This window comes from Crassaminicella thermophila, assembly GCF_008152325.1.
GTDB classification, from domain to species: Bacteria; Bacillota; Clostridia; order Peptostreptococcales; family Thermotaleaceae; genus Crassaminicella_A; species Crassaminicella_A thermophila.
In genome coordinates, this window is sequence record NZ_CP042243.1 from 1,468,447 (window position 1) to 1,486,190 (window position 17,744).

General features: G+C 28.6%; 20 protein-coding genes. All 20 read left to right on the forward strand.

Features of this window, described 5'->3' with window-relative positions; genetic code table 11:
- Positions 1–8: 8 nt before the first annotated feature.
- The 20 genes from spoIIIAF (at position 9) to spo0A (ending at position 17,282) form a co-directional block, all read left to right on the forward strand.
- Positions 9–638, forward strand: coding sequence for a stage III sporulation protein AF (gene spoIIIAF, locus FQB35_RS07020; protein WP_148809300.1), 630 nt, complete (start codon positions 9–11; stop codon positions 636–638).
- 14 nt (positions 639–652) lie between these two features.
- Positions 653–1,234, forward strand: coding sequence for a stage III sporulation protein AG (gene spoIIIAG / locus FQB35_RS07025; RefSeq protein ID WP_168198275.1), 582 nt, complete (start codon positions 653–655; stop codon positions 1,232–1,234).
- A 17-nt stretch (positions 1,235–1,251) separates the two neighbouring features.
- Positions 1,252–1,938: a SpoIIIAH-like family protein gene (locus FQB35_RS07030; RefSeq protein WP_148809302.1), complete on the forward strand. Its 687-nt coding sequence runs from the start codon at positions 1,252–1,254 to the stop codon at positions 1,936–1,938.
- A gap of 80 nt (positions 1,939–2,018) precedes the next feature.
- Positions 2,019–2,411, forward strand: a complete 393-nt coding sequence (locus FQB35_RS07035) for an Asp23/Gls24 family envelope stress response protein (RefSeq protein ID WP_148809303.1) — start codon at positions 2,019–2,021, stop codon at positions 2,409–2,411.
- Positions 2,412–2,481: 70 nt separating this feature from the next.
- Positions 2,482–3,018: an alkaline shock response membrane anchor protein AmaP gene (gene amaP, locus FQB35_RS07040; protein WP_148809304.1), complete on the forward strand. Its 537-nt coding sequence runs from the start codon at positions 2,482–2,484 to the stop codon at positions 3,016–3,018.
- 18 nt (positions 3,019–3,036) lie between these two features.
- Positions 3,037–3,264 (forward strand): DUF2273 domain-containing protein, encoded by a 228-nt coding sequence (locus FQB35_RS07045; RefSeq protein WP_148809305.1) that lies wholly within the window; start codon positions 3,037–3,039, stop codon positions 3,262–3,264.
- 80 nt (positions 3,265–3,344) lie between these two features.
- Positions 3,345–3,740, forward strand: coding sequence for a transcription antitermination factor NusB (gene nusB, locus FQB35_RS07050; protein ID WP_148809306.1), 396 nt, complete (start codon positions 3,345–3,347; stop codon positions 3,738–3,740).
- 5 nt (positions 3,741–3,745) lie between these two features.
- Positions 3,746–4,690: a Kae1-like domain-containing protein gene (locus FQB35_RS07055; protein ID WP_148809307.1), complete on the forward strand. Its 945-nt coding sequence runs from the start codon at positions 3,746–3,748 to the stop codon at positions 4,688–4,690.
- Positions 4,691–4,709: 19 nt separating this feature from the next.
- The gene (gene folD, locus FQB35_RS07060) at positions 4,710–5,561 is read left to right on the forward strand and encodes a bifunctional methylenetetrahydrofolate dehydrogenase/methenyltetrahydrofolate cyclohydrolase FolD (protein WP_148809308.1); all 852 of its coding nucleotides are present in this window, start codon (positions 4,710–4,712) and stop codon (positions 5,559–5,561) included.
- Positions 5,552–6,805, forward strand: coding sequence for an exodeoxyribonuclease VII large subunit (gene xseA, locus FQB35_RS07065; RefSeq protein ID WP_148809309.1), 1,254 nt, complete (start codon positions 5,552–5,554; stop codon positions 6,803–6,805). The genes folD and xseA overlap by 10 nt, the downstream gene beginning before the upstream one ends.
- Complete coding sequence (locus FQB35_RS07070; RefSeq protein ID WP_231701877.1) at positions 6,771–7,031, forward strand: exodeoxyribonuclease VII small subunit; 261 nt, start codon at positions 6,771–6,773, stop codon at positions 7,029–7,031. The genes xseA and FQB35_RS07070 overlap by 35 nt, the downstream gene beginning before the upstream one ends.
- Before the next feature lies 1 nt (position 7,032).
- Complete coding sequence (locus FQB35_RS07075) at positions 7,033–7,923, forward strand: polyprenyl synthetase family protein (RefSeq protein WP_148809310.1); 891 nt, start codon at positions 7,033–7,035, stop codon at positions 7,921–7,923.
- A 17-nt stretch (positions 7,924–7,940) separates the two neighbouring features.
- On the forward strand, positions 7,941–8,384 hold the full coding sequence (locus tag FQB35_RS07080; RefSeq protein WP_148809311.1) for a divergent PAP2 family protein: 444 nt from the start codon (positions 7,941–7,943) through the stop codon (positions 8,382–8,384).
- Positions 8,385–9,078: 694 nt separating this feature from the next.
- Positions 9,079–9,681, forward strand: a complete 603-nt coding sequence (locus tag FQB35_RS07085) for a hypothetical protein (RefSeq protein WP_148809312.1) — start codon at positions 9,079–9,081, stop codon at positions 9,679–9,681.
- A 5-nt stretch (positions 9,682–9,686) separates the two neighbouring features.
- Positions 9,687–11,561: a 1-deoxy-D-xylulose-5-phosphate synthase gene (gene dxs, locus FQB35_RS07090; protein ID WP_148809313.1), complete on the forward strand. Its 1,875-nt coding sequence runs from the start codon at positions 9,687–9,689 to the stop codon at positions 11,559–11,561.
- 14 nt (positions 11,562–11,575) lie between these two features.
- Positions 11,576–12,391: a TlyA family RNA methyltransferase gene (locus tag FQB35_RS07095; protein ID WP_148809314.1), complete on the forward strand. Its 816-nt coding sequence runs from the start codon at positions 11,576–11,578 to the stop codon at positions 12,389–12,391.
- A 156-nt stretch (positions 12,392–12,547) separates the two neighbouring features.
- The gene (locus FQB35_RS07100) at positions 12,548–12,997 is read left to right on the forward strand and encodes an arginine repressor (RefSeq protein ID WP_148809315.1); all 450 of its coding nucleotides are present in this window, start codon (positions 12,548–12,550) and stop codon (positions 12,995–12,997) included.
- Between the two features lie 15 nt (positions 12,998–13,012).
- Positions 13,013–14,731, forward strand: coding sequence for a DNA repair protein RecN (gene recN / locus FQB35_RS07105; protein WP_148809316.1), 1,719 nt, complete (start codon positions 13,013–13,015; stop codon positions 14,729–14,731).
- Between the two features lie 234 nt (positions 14,732–14,965).
- A complete protein-coding gene (gene spoIVB / locus FQB35_RS07110; RefSeq protein ID WP_148809317.1) occupies positions 14,966–16,282 on the forward strand; it encodes a SpoIVB peptidase in 1,317 nt (438 codons plus the stop codon).
- Between the two features lie 223 nt (positions 16,283–16,505).
- Entirely contained in the window at positions 16,506–17,282 is a 777-nt protein-coding gene (spo0A, locus tag FQB35_RS07115; protein WP_231701878.1) for a sporulation transcription factor Spo0A, read from the forward strand.
- Positions 17,283–17,744 lie beyond the last annotated feature (462 nt).

Sequence of the window (17,744 nt, forward strand, 5' to 3'; positions counted from 1 at the left end):
TGATGTAGGTGGTTGATTTTTTAAAAACATGGATATTAAATATTATAGCGGTTATTATTTTTATTACTTTTTTAGAGATATTATTACCAAGTAGTAATATGAAAAAATATATAAATATGATTGTGGGATTATTGGTTATGTTAGTAATTATTAGTCCTGTATTAGAACTTGTAAACAGGAATACTAGGATCCAGGAAGAGATTATTAAAACTTCTTCAGATATCGATAGGAAAGCTTTATCTTTAAGTTTAGAACAGTTTGAAGAAGCACAAGAAAAACAAATTATAGCTTTGTACAAGTCAAAATTAGAAAATCACATTAAGGATCAGATTGAGTATAAGCGTAATATAGATGTTTTAAGAATTAATTCTCAAATTGAAGAAAATAGGCAAAGTAAAGAGTTTGGAAATATAAAACAATTAGAGATATTATTAGGTAGTGAAATAAAAAGTCAATCAAAAAATCAAGAAATTAAGCCTGTTTCAAATATTATGATTAATATAAAAACAAAGAAACAGCCATTAAATAGTAAAGAAAGTACAAAAAATAAGCAATATATTATCGAACAAATAAAAGAAAATATTTCCAATTTCTATGGTGTTGATAAAGATAAAATTCGTATAAGCATAAATAAATGAAGGAGGTAAAAAAAATGAATATGAAAATCATTGATAAATTTAAAGCATATATTAATAATAATGGATATAAAAAAGTTGTATATAATCTTATAGCAGTTATTATTATCTGTATAATAGGTTTAATAACTTTGGATACATTTTTTCCAAGATCAGTTAAAAATAGTACCAATACAACAATAAAGGAAAATAATGATGATGTTTGGAAAAGTAATTATCAAGATACAGCAGAAGTTAAACTAAAACAAATACTGAATCAAATAAAAGGAGTTGGAGAAGTTGAGGTAATGATCACATACGAAACCAGTACAGAAGTAGTACCAGCTTTAAATGTAACAAAATCAAGTCAAATAACGGAAGAAAAGGATTCGCAAGGAGGTACGAGAACAACAACACAGAATGATTCAAGTGAAAATGTAGTTATGACAAATCAAAATGACAACCTTGTAGTTATTAAAGAAATTAAACCTCAGATAAGAGGGGTAGTAGTAGTAGCAGAGGGAGCAGGGGATATAAAGATAAAGCTAGAAATTATAGAAGCTGTACGAACAATTTTCCAGATACCAGCACATAAGGTAATGGTATATGAAAAAAAATAGTTTAGGGGGAATACAATATGTTAAAAATAAAAAAAAGAAACATCTTTGTTTTTTCATTAGTGTTAGTACTTTGTTTCATTGGTTATTTAAACTATGCAATCAACAGATATACCCTATTAGAAACGTCTAGCGATTTTGAAAAATATGAAGAGAATAAGCTTGCTGAAGTAAATTTAGAAAATGAAAACAAAGAAATATCAAGTAAAGATATAGAAAGCAACATATGTGTAGAGCAAAATGATGCTACGAAAGAAGTTGTTGTTGTTGATAGTAATAAAAATCAAATAGAAGATATTATTTCAGAAACTAGTCAAAACATTAAAGAGACTATAAGCAATACTAAAAATATAAAGAGAACAAACTATTTTATTGAGTCTAGGCTAAGTATGGACTTAGAAAGAGAAAGAATAATTTCACTATTAAACGAAATTATCAATAATGATAGAACAGATGAAAGTAATAGAAAAGCAGCGAATGATCAAAAAATGAAATTAATTGATATAATGAATAAAGAAAAGATAACAGAAAATTTGATTAAGGCAAAGGGATTTGAAGATGCACTTGTTTTTATTACTGATCAATCTGTGAATGTAATTGTAGAAACTGAAAAACTAATAGATTCTGATGTAGCTAAAATACTAGATATTGTTATGCGAGAGACGAAATTTACAACAGATAATATAAAAATATCAAATATATATTAGTAAGGTTTGTAAATAATAAAGGGTTTTGATATAATGTTCATTAGAAAAAAGTATTTACATATAAGCAGGGGGTATAGACATTGAGTAATAATAATTTAGATGTTGTTGAACATGGGCAAATAAAAATTGCAGATGAAGTTGTTGGTGTTATAGCAGGAATAGCAGCTACAGAAGTGCCAGGTGTTGCAGGTATGAGTGGCGGTATTGGTGGCGGTATCGCAGAAATGTTAGGACGAAAGAATTTATCTAAGGGTGTCAAAGTAGAAGTTGGAGAAAAGGAAGCAGCTGTTGACCTGTACATTATTGTAGAATATGGTATTAAAATACCTGATGTTGCATGGCAGATACAAGAAAGTGTAAAAAAAGCAATAGAAAACATGACAGGGCTTAATGTTGTTGAAGTAAATATCCATGTTCAAGGTGTAAACATGGATAAGGATGAAAAAGAAGAAAATCCTTTAAGAGTAAAATAGATATTTATTTAAACTAACCCTCTGTATTTCAGAGGGTTAGTTTAAATGTTTTTGTGAAAGGAGATTTTCTATGAAATTGATTGATAGATTTTTTATAAGTATTTATACTTTATTAATTGCAATTATATCTATCGTTTTAATATTAGTTCCTATAAACGATTGGATATATAATTGGACAAGTTATTTTTTAGAGCAATATAGACTGGATTTGACAAATGTATTTATTCCTGTATTTTTTCTTATCATTAGTATAAGATTTCTTATCTCAGGAATAAACTCTAAAAAAATTAATACTAATGCAGTAATAAGGCATACAGATTTTGGTGAAGTCAAAATATCAATGCAAGCTATTGAAGGAATGGCACAAAAATCAGCTAAATTGTCACATGGCTTAAGAGATATAAAAGCAACTGCTCAACAAAGAGATGATAGCCTTATTATCATTATTAAAGCATTAGCATTAAGTGATATTAATATTCCTAGCACAGTTATTAATATACAAAAAAATATAAAAGAACATATTGAAGAATCTACAGGAATTATTGTAAAAGAAATCAAAGTAAACATTGATGATATCGCAATACAAAGTAAAAAAAGAGTAGAATAGATTTAGAGGGGTATCATTATGAATAAAGAAAAAATACTTAATATTGCTATTAAAAATTATGGTAAAATTGTAGGTATGCTCTTAGGATTAATCTTTAGTATTTTAATTATTTGGATTGGACTTATAAAAACAATTTTTATATGCTTATGTATATACATAGGATACTTTTTTGGTAGCAAAATAGACAATAAAGAAAATATAATAGAATTTTTAGATAGAATATTGCCTCTAGGAAAATATAAATGAGCTTTACATACTAGTATAAAATTGAGGTAGAATATTTAAAGAATAGATAATATAATGAATAGAATAATAGGAGGAACTTTATGAACAGAAAACTAGCACGAGAGATGACAATGAAATTAATTTTTCAAATGGATATTCATGACGATTTTTCTAATGAAATGATAACTAGATATATTCAAGAGTTACCTGATGATAGTCAAATTTCCTATATAAAAGAACTAATAGAAAAGTTTATTAAAAATAAAGATAAGATTGATGGTATTATTGAAGAAAACTCAAGAGGGTGGAAGTTAAACAGAATTGCGAAAGTTGATCTTACAATTTTAAGACTGGCTATAACAGAAATTTATTATATGGATGATATTCCTAATAGTGTTTCAATTAATGAAGCAGTTGAAATGGCAAAAACATTTAGTACTGAAGAATCAAGCAGTTTTATAAATGGCATATTAGGTAGTATTGTAGAGAAGAAGTGATTACAATGAAGAATTATGTTTTAGGAATTGATACAAGTAACTATACTACTTCTATAGCAGTAATTGATGACCAAGCTAATTTAATATTAGATCATAGAAAAATACTTACTGTTAAAGAGGGAGAGAGGGGGTTAAGACAATCAGATGCCCTCTTTCAGCATATTATGAATATGCCGGTTTTATTTAGTAAGTTATCTGACTTAAATATTGGACACCGTATAAAGACAGTTTCAGTTAGCAGTAGGCCTAGGCCAGTAGAAGGTTCATACATGCCTGTTTTTAGGGCTTCACAGTCATTTGGTAAAATAATTGCAAATACATTGAATTGTGAGTATAAAGAGTTCAGTCACCAAGAAGGCCACATAGAAGCAGCCAAATGGTCTTCAAAGCAAATGTTAGATAGTGAATTTCTTGCTGTCCATGTATCAGGAGGAACTACAGAGATACTTCATGTTAAAAACAATGATAAATTTGGCTATAATATAAATATTTTAGGTGGGACCTTAGATATTAGTGCTGGTCAGTTTATAGACCGTATTGGTGTTAAGTTGGGATTTAGTTTTCCAGCTGGAAAGCGAATGGATGAATTAATTATGGGATCTAAAAACACAGAAATATCTTTGCCAGTATCTGTAAAAGATACTTATATGAGTTTTTCAGGACCAGAAACTGCTGCAAATAAGTTAATACAAGAAAAGTATGATAAAGATATAATAGCTATGGCTGTATTTAAATGTATTGCAAGATCATTAAAGAAAACTATTAAAAACAGTTGTAAAAATACAAGGTTAAAGCAAATTCTACTGACTGGTGGAGTAGCTTCAAGTGAATATATTAGAAGTTATTTGCTTAAACAATTTTCTAGGGAAAACTACAAAATTTATTTTGGTAATAGAAAGTATTGTACTGATAATGCTGTAGGAACAGCATTATTAGCAATAAAAAGATAGATATATAGGAGGGATACTGATGTATGCCAATATATTAGATGGGAGAAAAATTTCTCAAGAAATACGCAAAAATATTATGGATGAAGTGCATAAACTTAAGTTAAATTATGGAATTACGCCAGGTCTTTCTGTGATAATTGTAGGTGATGATGAAGCTTCTCATGTATATGTTTCAATGAAGGAGAAAGCTTGCAAAATGGTTGGATTTCATTCAGAGGTGTATAAACTGCCAAAAGAAACGACACAAGATCAATTAATTAAGCTTATAGATGGGTTAAATCATAATGATAAAATACATGGTATTTTGGTTCAATTACCTTTGCCAGAAGGAATAGATGAAAATCTTATTAACTCTCATATTCTTCCTAGTAAAGATGTTGATGGTTTCCATGCAATAAATACAGGAAATCTTTTGCTAGGAGAAGAAAGCTTTATTCCTTGTACTCCTAGAGGAATTATTGAATTAATAAAAAGAACAGGAGAAGATATTACAGGAAAACATGCAGTTGTTGTTGGAAGAAGTAATATTGTTGGAAAGCCTGTTGGAGTATTATTGTTAAGAGAAAATATGACGGTTACTATTTGTCATTCTAAAACTAAGAATATTGAAGAACATCTAAGAATGGCAGACGTTATTGTAGCTGCTGCAGGCATACCAGAATTAATAAAAGGAAATATGATTAAAAAAGATGCAATTGTAATTGATGCAGGAACTAGAAAAGTAGGAGATAAATTAGTAGGAGACGTTGAATTTAAAGAAGCTTCAAAAGTTGCTTCATGGATCACTCCTGTTCCAGGCGGGGTTGGACCAATGACAATTGCAATGTTATTGGAAAATACATTAAAGGCAGCTAAAAAGAAATGCGAATAAGGGCTTTGAGTGTTTCAGAATTAAATAAGTATATCAAAAAGATATTAAGCAGTGATCCTATATTAAATAATATTGTCTTAAAAGCAGAAATTTCAAACTTAAAAATGCATGGTAGTGGGCATTTATACTTTTCTCTCAAAGATGAAAATAGTAAGATAAATTGTGTTATGTTTAAAGGTAACAATCAAAAAATTAGATTCAATCCAGAAAATGGAATGAAGATAATTGCTAAAGGTTATGTATCTGCTTATGAAAGAGATGGACAATATCAGATGTACATAAATGAAATGGAACCTGATGGCATAGGTGCTTTATATTTAGCATTTGAACAATTAAAATCAAAACTTAAAAAGGAAGGGCTATTTGATCCATCCCGTAAGAAAAAAATTCCTTTTTTTCCTGAGAAAATTGCTGTAATCACTTCTCCTACAGGGGCAGCAATTAAAGATATTATTTCTGTAATAAAAAGAAGAAATAATTATGTAGATATTTATATATTTCCCGTATTTGTACAAGGTGAAATTGCTAGTACACAAATTTCTGAAGCTATTGATAAAATCAATATTCAATTTAAAGATATAGATTTAATTATTGTTGGAAGAGGCGGAGGATCTATTGAGGAATTATGGGCTTTTAATGAAGAAATTGTTGCAAGAAGTATAGCTAAATCAAAAATTCCTATAATCTCTGCTGTAGGACATGAAAGTGATTATACAATTTGTGATTTTGTTGCTGATTTGAGAGCTCCAACGCCTTCAGCTGCAGCTGAATTAGCAGTTCCACAAATACTAGATATTAAAAATTCAATAGATATATTTTATAATAATATGCATACCTATGTTTCTAACTATTTAAAAGAAAAAAGAAATAAACTTGCCTCATTTGACAATATAAAAATGTTTTCATTTGTTCAGAATAAAATTACTGAGGAGCAACAGACACTAGATATGCTACAAAAAGATTTGTTGAATTGTTTACGTTTAAAAGTAGCAGCTTCAAGAACAAGGATTATGGCAAATATTTCAAAATTAGAAGCAATAAATCCACTATCAACAATCTTAAGAGGATATGCTATCGTATTCAATGATGAAAATAAAAAAACAGTAATCTCAGTGGATCAGGTAAATAAAGATGACTATATAAATATTATGTTAACTGACGGAAAAATATCTTGTATAGTCAAAGAAAAGGAAAAGGAGGATCATTTATTTGAATGCTTTTATAAATCTAAAACTCCAAAGTAATGATTCCTTTGAAGTTGCAATAAAAAAACTTGAAGAAATTGTTATGCTACTAGATGAAGGAAAGTTAACTTTAGATGAGACATTGACTCTTTATGAAGAAGGAATTAGAATATATAGATATTGTAATCGTAAACTAGACAATGCAGAACAAAAGATAAGTTTAATGATGAATGAGAATAAAGTACCTTTTGATTTTGCAGAATCAGATGATTTTAAGGGGGAATAGTATGGACTTTAAAATAGAATTACAAAAAAAAGCGGATATAATTGATAAAGCATTAGATAAATATCTTCCAAAGGAAACTAGTCCTCAGAATCTTATTTTTGATGCTATGAGATACAGTGTTTTTGCTGGAGGAAAAAGGTTAAGACCTATTCTTATGACTGCAGCATCTGAATTTGTAGGAGGTAAAATAGATGATATTTTACCATTTGCATGTGCAATTGAAATGATACATACTTACTCATTAATTCATGATGATTTACCTGCTATGGATAATGATGATTATAGAAGAGGAAAATTAACGAATCATAAAGTATATGGTGAAGGGATTGCAATTCTTGCAGGAGATGGTCTTCTAAATTATGCTTTTGAATTAATGATTAAAGATGCACTAGAGGATAATAAAAATTTACAAAGAAAAATTTTAGCTATGAAAGAGATTGCATCTGCTTCTGGGATTTATGGTATGATTGGAGGACAAGTTGTTGATTTGATTAGTGAAAGTAAAAAAATAGATGCAGATACATTAGACTATATTCATAATAATAAAACTGCAGCACTTATTGTTGCATCTATTAGAGCTGGCGCTATAATAGGTGGAGCTGATGAAGAATTATTAAAATGTCTTACTGAATTTGCAAAGAATGTTGGACTTGGTTTTCAAATTACTGATGATATTTTAGACATTGTTGGAGATGAGAAGAAGCTTGGCAAGAAAGTTGGAAGCGATATTGACAATCAAAAGGCAACATATCCGTCAATACATGGTTTAGATGTGTCAATAAAAAAGGTGAATGAGCTATTTAATAAAAGTGTTAAATCTATAGAGCGTTTTGGAGAAAAAGCAGAATTTTTTATTCAATTGTCTGATTATCTTGTAAAAAGGGAATATTAATATGAGGAGGAAGTGAATTGCACTTTTTTCAACAAATTGGCGAAAATGATGTATTATACGCCACTTTATTATCTTGGTTTATAGCACAATTGTTGAAAGTAATTATTACGCTTATAAAAGAGAAGAAAGTTAATTTATATAGATTTGTTGGTTCTGGTGGTATGCCTAGCTCTCATTCTTCTTTAGTTATGGGATTATCAACAGCAATTGGACTAAAGCGAGGATGGAATTCTACTCAATATGCTCTTGCTCTTGCTTTTGCACTAATTGTTATGTATGATGCATCAGGTGTTAGAAGAGCTGTTGGGAAACAGGCAATCATATTGAATAAGATTATAGAGGATAGGCATAAACATAAACCTATTGGTGAAAGAAGACTAAAAGAATTGATAGGTCATACACCTGTTGAAGTTGTTGCAGGGGCACTTTTGGGTATTTTAATTGCAAATATGGTTATTTGACATAAGTATTCATTTATGTTAAAATACAGTTTGCTTTACGAGTGGCGCAGTATTCTAGTCAGTTCTATCATTTCTGAAGGCGGGGCTAAAAATCCGTCAAAGGGCACATCGATGAAGTTCCTGGTATCGGCTGCTGACGCCCAGTTGGGGGTCGATTCTGGGAGTAAGAAGAAGGGGGCGATCCACAATGGCATGTGGGCGATGACCCTCTCTTCGTGGAGACCTAAAAAAAGAATAAATTTCTATTTTTTAGGATAAACCTACAATGTGATGCATTTACTTTTGTGTTACGTGTAGCGTAGCCTGCCTTGAGTGGAATAGGTAGATAAATAGGTACAAACGTTATTTATATGGGCCCATATGAACAACGCTATTGCTATTTGAAACCTATTCTGCAAAAGAGGCTAAGAAATGATGTGACTGTTGAGGAAAACTCCTAGACTGTTCGTAAGAAGCATGCTGAGGATTACAGTGCGGACTAAGTGGTAGTCTAGTCATACTTTTGGTGACAAAGTATAAAGAGATTTAATGGGAAACCTCTGATTTGGCGACAAACCAGTATCTCTTTGGGAAATCCTACTGGACCTAAGCCGTAAAATTTACTCAGCATGTTGCCACTCAAAATATTAAAGGTATTTTGATTAAGCATTAATAATTACACGGGAACTAAATATAGCAATGAAGGTGTTTCCAAATGAGAAAAATAAGAATAAATATAGATGGATATAATATAAAATGGGTAATCATTATAACAATATGGACCTTTTTTCTTGCTGTAGGAATGAGTTTTTCATCAGAAATAGTATTAAAAAATGTCAATATAGTTACAGCATTTATTATTCTTATTATGATTATTTTTATAGGTATAATTTTTGATTTGATTGGAATTGCCGTAGCATCGGCCAGAGAAAAACCATTTCATTCTATGGCAGCAAATAAAATTATAGGTGCAAAATATGCGGTAAAATTAGTGAGAAATGCTGGTCCTGTTTCAAATTTTTGTAATGATGTGATTGGTGATATTTGTGGAATTGTTAGTGGAGCAGCAGCAGCAATTATTATTTTACAAATCCGTAAATTAAGTAATTTAAATATTCCTTATTTAAGTGTTATTTTGAGTGGATTAGTTGCAGCGATTACTGTTGGTGGAAAAGCCATAGGAAAAGAAATTGCTTTAAAAAAATCTAAAGAAATAGTTTTTCGTGTCGGTAAGATACTATATTATGTTTATAATAAATTTGGAATCGATTTCTTACCTAAAAAAAGAAATGTAAGAATCAATCAGAAAGAGAGATGAAATAAGTGAGAGATTTATTATCAAGCATTAAATCTCCTGATATATTAAAGAATGCAAGTGATGAAGAATTAGTATATTTGGCAGAAAATATACGAAAATTTCTCTTAAATAATGTTTCAAAAACAGGAGGTCATTTAGCTTCGAATTTAGGTATAGTAGAATTGACTTTAGCAATTCATAGTGTTTTTGATAGTCCTTATGATCATATTATATGGGATGTAGGCCACCAAGCTTATGTACATAAAATATTAACTGGGAGAAAACATTTATTTCATACGTTAAGAAAACATAATGGTTTAAGTGGTTTTCCTAAAAGGTCAGAGAGTAAACACGATTGTTTTGAAACAGGGCATAGCAGTACTTCTATTTCTGCAGCATTAGGTATAGCTAAAGCTCGTGACTTGAAAGGAAAAAAAAATTCTGTTATTGCAGTAATTGGAGATGGGGCACTAACCGGTGGAATGGCATTTGAAGCATTAAATCATGCTGGACATGCTAATACAGACCTTATTGTTATATTAAATGACAACGAAATGTCTATATCACAAAATGTTGGAGGAATTTCTAGATATTTAAATCGATTAAGAACCGACCCAAAGTATTTTAAAGTGAAAGATGATGTTGAATATATTCTTAATAAAATTCCTGCTGTTGGAAAAGCTATGTACAAAACCGCTGAAAAAGCAAAAGATAGTTTGAAATATTTTTTAGTACCAGGAATTATTTTTGAAGAACTGGGTTTTACCTATATTGGTCCAGTAAATGGGCATGATATAAAAGAATTAAAAGTTGTTTTGCAAAGAGCAAAAAATATTAAAGGGCCGGTTTTTATTCATGTAATTACAAAAAAAGGGAAAGGCTATAAATATGCTGAAAAGAATCCAGATAAGTTTCATGGAATAGGTCCTTTTGATATTGAAAGTGGTAAATTAATTAAAAGTGGTAATAAAAGGGAAAGTTATTCATCTATATTTGGAAAAACACTAGTTAATTTAGCAAAAGAAGATCTAAGAATAGTAGCAATTACAGCAGCAATGCCGTCAGGAACAGGTTTAAATGATTTTGCATCAATTTATCCAGATCGTTTCTTTGATGTTGGAATTGCAGAACAACATGCTGTTACTTTTTCTGCAGGATTAGCTTCTAATGGTTTAAAGCCTGTATTTGCTGTATATTCAACATTTTTACAAAGAGCTTATGATCAAGTTGTTCATGATGTATGTCTGCAAAATTTGCCAGTTGTATTTTGTATAGATAGGAGTGGATTAGTAGGAAATGACGGAGAAACACATCATGGTGTATTTGATATATCATACTTAACACATATACCTAATATAACTATTATGGCTCCTAAAGACGGTACTGAATTGATTGAAATGTTAAAATATGCAGTAAAGTTAAATTCTCCAGTTGCTATTAGATATCCTAGGGGAGAAAGTGACGATTTTACTTTTATTAGCGATAATTATTGTATTGAGGATAGGAAAGCTGAAGTCCTTTTGAGTGGAAAGGATGTATGTATAATTGCTTTTGGAAAAATGGTAAGAACTGCTTATGAAGCAGCTAAAAGATTAAAATCTAAAAATATCCATTGTACAGTGATTAATGCTAGATTTGCAAAACCTTTAGATGAAAAGACAATTTTAGAAGAATGTTCGGATATAAAAAATATTATTACATTAGAAGATAACGTAGTAAAAGGTGGCTTTGGTAGCGAAATACTAGCATTATTATGTAAGAGTAAAAAGAATGATAAAAATATAAAAATATTAGGTCTTCCAGATAAATTTGTTGAACATGGAGATACAGAAGAACTTATGAGATATTATAATCTTGATGTGTATAGTGTAATTGAACATATAAAAGAAATGATAAGTTAATAGGAGAGATTAATATGGGAGAGAAGAAAAGATTAGATATTGTTTTAGTTGAGAGAGGTTTTTTTGACTCCCGTGAAAAAGCAAAAAAATCTATTATGTCAGGTGTAATTTTTGTGAATAATCAAAGAGTAGACAAAGCTGGAACAAACATTCATGTAGATGCAGAAATTGAAATTAAAGGTAAAGTTCTTCCTTATGTAAGTAGAGGAGGATTAAAATTAGAAAAAGCAATAGAGACCTTTAATATTGATTTAAGGAATAAAACAGCATTAGATATAGGTGCATCAACAGGTGGTTTTACAGATTGTATGTTAATAAATGGTGCAAAAAAAGTTTTTGCTATTGATGTTGGTTATGGACAGTTAGCATGGAAATTGAGAAAAGATGAAAGAGTTGTTCCAATGGAAAGAACCAACATTAGATATGTCACAAAAGAAAATATAAATGAAGAAATAGATTTTGCTTCTATTGATGTTTCATTTATATCTTTAAAGCTTGTATTACCGGTTGTGAAAAATTTGGTAAAAGAAAATGGAGAAATAGTTTGCTTAATTAAGCCACAGTTTGAAGCAGGAAGAGAAAAGGTAGGAAAAAAAGGTGTTATAAGAGATATTAATGTTCATAAAGAGGTTATTATTAATATACTCTCTTTTATAGCAGATATAGGTCTTTCTATTAAAGGATTATCTTTTTCACCTATAAAAGGACCTGAAGGAAATATTGAATATTTAGCCTATCTAATAAATAAAGAGATGGATAAAAAGGTTGATATTGAAGGAATGGCTCAAGATATAGTTAATAGTTCGCATAGTACATTAAATAAAAGATAACCAAAGTGGTTATCTATTTATTTGAATAAATATTTATTAAAGAATAAAGGATAAAATTGAATTATGTAGAATATTGAATGTAGAAATAAGTATAATATCGGATAGTTTTTATACATATTTCATATGATAAATAAAAATAATGTTAGGAGGTTAAATATGAAATATGCAAGACATGCTAAAATTTTAGAAATTATTGATAAAAATGAAATAGAAACACAGGAAGACCTGGCTGATGCTTTAAAAAAGAATAATATAAATGTTACGCAAGCTACAGTTTCAAGAGATATAAAAGAATTAAGACTTATAAAAGTTTTAGGAAAGAATGGTAGATATAAATATGCTTCTATGAAACAACAGGAAAGCGCTATCTCTGATAGGTTAGTAAAAATATTTAAGGATTCTATTTTATCAATAGATTGTGCTGGAAATATAATTGTGTTAAAAACGTTAGTAGGAGCAGGACAAGCAGCCTGTGCTGCACTTGATGCGTTAGATATTAAAGAAATAGTAGGTACAATTGCTGGCGATGATACAATTTTTATTCTCGTTCGAGAACAGGAAAAAATCGAAGAAATAGTAGAGAAGTTTAAGAAACTCATGAAATAGAGCGGGGGTATTAAAATGCTCTTAGAGTTAATTATAGAAAATTTTGCATTGATTGAAAAAATAGATATTCGTTTTGGTGGAGGATTAAATATTCTTACTGGTGAAACTGGTGCAGGTAAATCAATTATTATTGATGCAGTAAATATGGCTATTGGTGAAAGAGCAGATAAAAGTTATATTCGAAGAGGTGCTGATAGATCAGTTATTCAAATGGTATTTCGTACTCAAAATAAGTACTTAATAGAACTACTAAAAGAAAAAGGAATTGATTTATATGATGATGATATAATTATTATAACTAGGGAAATTTATAATAATGGAAGAAGTACTTCAAGAATAAACGATAGAGTTGTTACTATATCTTTAGTTAAAGAAATTAGTAAATTTTTAATTGATATACACGGTCAACATGCTCATCAATCTTTACTTTATCCTGAAAATCATATTGATATTTTGGATTCTTTAGCGGAAAAAGAAATATTAAATCTTAAGCAAGAGGTTGCAAATAAATATTATGAACTTAAAGAATTAAAAAATAAATTAGCAAGTTTATGTGGAAATGAATTAGAAAGAGAGCGAAAAAAAGATTTGTTAAGATTTCAGTTAAATGAAATTGACGAGTGCGATCTTAAAATAGGTGAAGACTTAGAGTTAATGTCGCAATATAACCTTTTATCTAATAGCGAGAAAATTTACAATGTTATGTCTGATTCTTATGAAAAAATTTATAGTGGTAATAACAGATATCTATCTATTGTAGATGGAATTGGGAATATTGTTAAAGAACTAGAAGATATTAAAGAATTTGACAATAATATTTATAATATTTATAATATCTTACAAGAATGCTTATATAATATTGAGGATGTTTCTAGAGATATTAGAAATTATAGAGACAATATAGAATTTGATCCATTTTTATTAGAGCAAACTGAAAAACGATTGGATTTGATTAACAATTTAAAAAGAAAATATGGAAATACAATAGAAGAAATTTTATCCTATAGAAATAAAATATTTTTAGAATTAGAAGAAATTGAAAATAGCCAAGACATAATAGAAGCTTTAAAAAATAATATTAACAAATTAACAGAAGAGTATTTTGATTTGGCAAAAAAATTGAGTGATATTAGAAGATCAATAGCAAAAAAATTTGAAACAAAAATAACTCATGAATTAATGGATTTAAATATGAACAAAGTTATTTTTAAAGTAAATTTTATAAATGATAGCACTCAAATAAATGATATTAATTATACAGAAAAAGGTATTGATAGGATTGAATTTTTAATTTCTACAAATGCTGGAGAGCAGCTTAAATCTTTAGCTAAAATAGCTTCTGGTGGAGAAATATCAAGAATTATGTTGGCTTTTAAAACAATTTTAGCTAAATCTGATAATATTCCGACTTTAATTTTTGATGAAATAGATACTGGTATAAGTGGAAGAGCAGCAAATGTTGTTGGTGAGAAGTTAGCAGTTATTTCTAGAACACATCAAATTTTGTGTATAACACATTTACCTCAAATTGCATTAATGGCAGATCATCATTATTATATTGAAAAAAATATACAAGATGATAAAACATCAACATGTATAATTAAATTGTCAGAAGAAGATAGAATTACTGAATTAGGAAGATTATTAGGTGGAATGACAATAACTAACTTAACAATGGAACATGCAAAAGAAATGTTAAGTATAGGCTATAACTTTAAAAATAACTTAAAATAAAAATACAACTTATAAAAAATAGATCTTAAAAGATCTATTTTTTTATTTTTCTGCAAAAATATTAGAAGAATTTTATGGTTAGTAAGATGTTTTTTATGATTCCATTACAATTTTTATATAGAATAATAAAGTAGGAAAAAGGCTAAATTAAATATATATCATAAAAACTTTTATAAAAATATTTATTTGGAGGCGATAAATGACTCATAGGGGAAAATAGGAGTGTGATATTTATTGTATAACAATAAAAACAAACGCCGTTTATTGTTCTTTTTTATTGTAGTATTATTTACTTTTATATATTCTTTTACTCTTAAAGAAATTGTTAATTATCCTAATAAAATTAGAATATTTGAAGATGAAAAACATGTTTTAAATATTAAGTTTCCTTTTCAAATAGATACTAAAAAACTTGATAAAAGTATTTTAGAATTATTATCTCAAAAGGAAAACCATAATTCTAATAGAATCTATATTAATCCAATAAAAACAGGACAAACAAATTTTCAAGTTAAGTTACTAGGAATTATACCAATAAGAAATGTTAAGGTAGATGTAATTCCTAAAATAAAAGTGGTTCCAGGAGGACAATGTATTGGTGTACGATTAAATACAAAAGGTGTTTTAGTTGTTGGACTAGAAGAAATAAAAGGAATAGATGGTAAAAAGCATAATCCTTCACGAGAAGCTGGATTAACTATAGGAGATAGTATACTAGAAATAAATAATATCAAAATAAAAGATGCTCAACATGTGACCAATATAATTAATGCAAACAAAAATACTCAAATTACTTTGAAAGTCAAACGTAGACAAAAAATATTTTATACAAAAATAACTCCAATAAAATCAATTGATGAAGGAGAATATAGAATTGGATTATGGGTTAGGGATAAGACTGCTGGAGTAGGAACATTAACATTTTATCACTCAGATACAATGAAATTTGGAGCATTAGGACATGCAATAACAGATATTGATACGGGCTTGTTATTAACAGTAGACAATGGAGAAATTGTTAAATCTAAAGTAGCTTCAATTCAGCAAGGGAAAAGAGGTAAACCTGGAGAAATAAAGGGAATATTTTATGAAACAAGCAAACCTATAGGAAATTTAGAAAAAAATACACGTTATGGTATTTATGGCAAAGCATATAAACCTATAGAAAATAATATATATAATAAACCAATAGAAATTGCTTATCAAAATGAAATAAAAAAGGGAAAAGCAACCATATTAACTACAATAGATAATAACAAAATAGAAGAATATGAAATTTATATAGAAAAGGTTAATAGACAACGTATGCCGAATACAAAAAGTATGGTTATAAGAATAACAGATAAAAGGCTTTTGAAAAAAAGTGGAGGAATTGTTCAAGGCATGAGTGGTAGTCCTATAATTCAAAATGGAAAGTTGATTGGAGCTGTTACACATGTATTTGTAAATGATCCTTCTAAAGGATATGGTTTATTTATTGAATGGATGATAAAAGAAGCAGGAATAAATATTTATAATAAAAGTCAAATTGCAGAAAGTGTTAATTATTAGACATGACAAGAATGCTCTTATGAGCATTCTTATATTATAGAAGAAATCCAAAAAATTCACAAAGAATACTGTAAAAAAGTATTCTAATGTTTACCAAATTAGAAGGAAATAACGTGGATTTGTCGAATAACTTTTAATAGAATAAAATATAAATAGAAAAGTTTTAGGGGGGTAACTAAGTGAAGAATATTAGAGTTTTGATTGCTGATGATAACAAAGATTTTTGCGACATATTAAGGATTTTTGCGACATATTAAGTGAATATTTAGGAAAGCAAGATGATTTAGAAATTGTTGGCATTGCAAAAGATGGATTAGAAGCTATTGAGTTAGTATCTAAAGAATTACCTGATGTATTAGTTTTAGATATTATTATGCCACATCTTGATGGTTTAGGAGTTCTTGAAAAACTTGCATCTATGAATTTACAAAAATCTCCTAAGGTTATTGTGTTATCAGCTGTAGGACAAGATAAAATTACACAAAGAGCTATTGCATTAGGTGCTGATTATTATGTTGTAAAGCCTTTTGATTTTGAGATATTTATTAAAAGAATACGACAACTTATGGGTAATGTAAAATTTGTGCCAGAGAAAAAAACAGAATTTAGAGATTTGCTAATTAATACATCCCATACAAATCAAATTCAGAGTTTAGAGGCTGAAATTACAAACATAATACATGAAATAGGTGTACCAGCACATATTAAGGGATATTTGTATTTAAGAGAAGCTATTTCAATGGTTGTTGAAAATATTGAAATGCTTAGTGCTGTAACGAAAGAATTATATCCATCTATTGCAAAAAAGTTCAATACAACTCCGAGTAGAGTTGAAAGAGCCATTAGACATGCTATAGAAGTAGCGTGGAGTAGAGGTAAAGTGGATACAATAAATAATTTATTTGGTTATACAGTACATAATGATAAAGGAAAACCTACAAATAGCGAGTTTATTGCAATGGTAGCAGATAAATTAAGAATAGAAAGAGCTGCAGTTTGATATGAAATATTATATATGTATCAGCTTGTTAAGAAATTAACACCAATTTTGTTAAACTAACAAACTTCTATTTAGAACATAAACTGTTTGATTAGAAATCTATAAACACCTCGAATTTATTGGATAATAAATCAATATTTCGGAGGTGTTTTTGTTGTGAAGAAGTATAATAGTTTTAATTATACTAATTTGAGGTTCTTTTTATGAACATTGTAAAAAAATAAATTAAAATATTTACACAAACATATGTTCGATATATAATAAATATATAAGTAGATAGATAAATTATGAAGTAGCATGTTATATCGTTAAGGAAAACGTGCAGGGTAATGCAACTTCCGAGTAGATAAGTGTTTTATGAAATTATATAAAATATAGACATTAATCTTAAAACTTTCTTATAACAACTTTAACCTAGACATAATAGACATTTTAAAATACTTCATACCTAATAAAAAAATA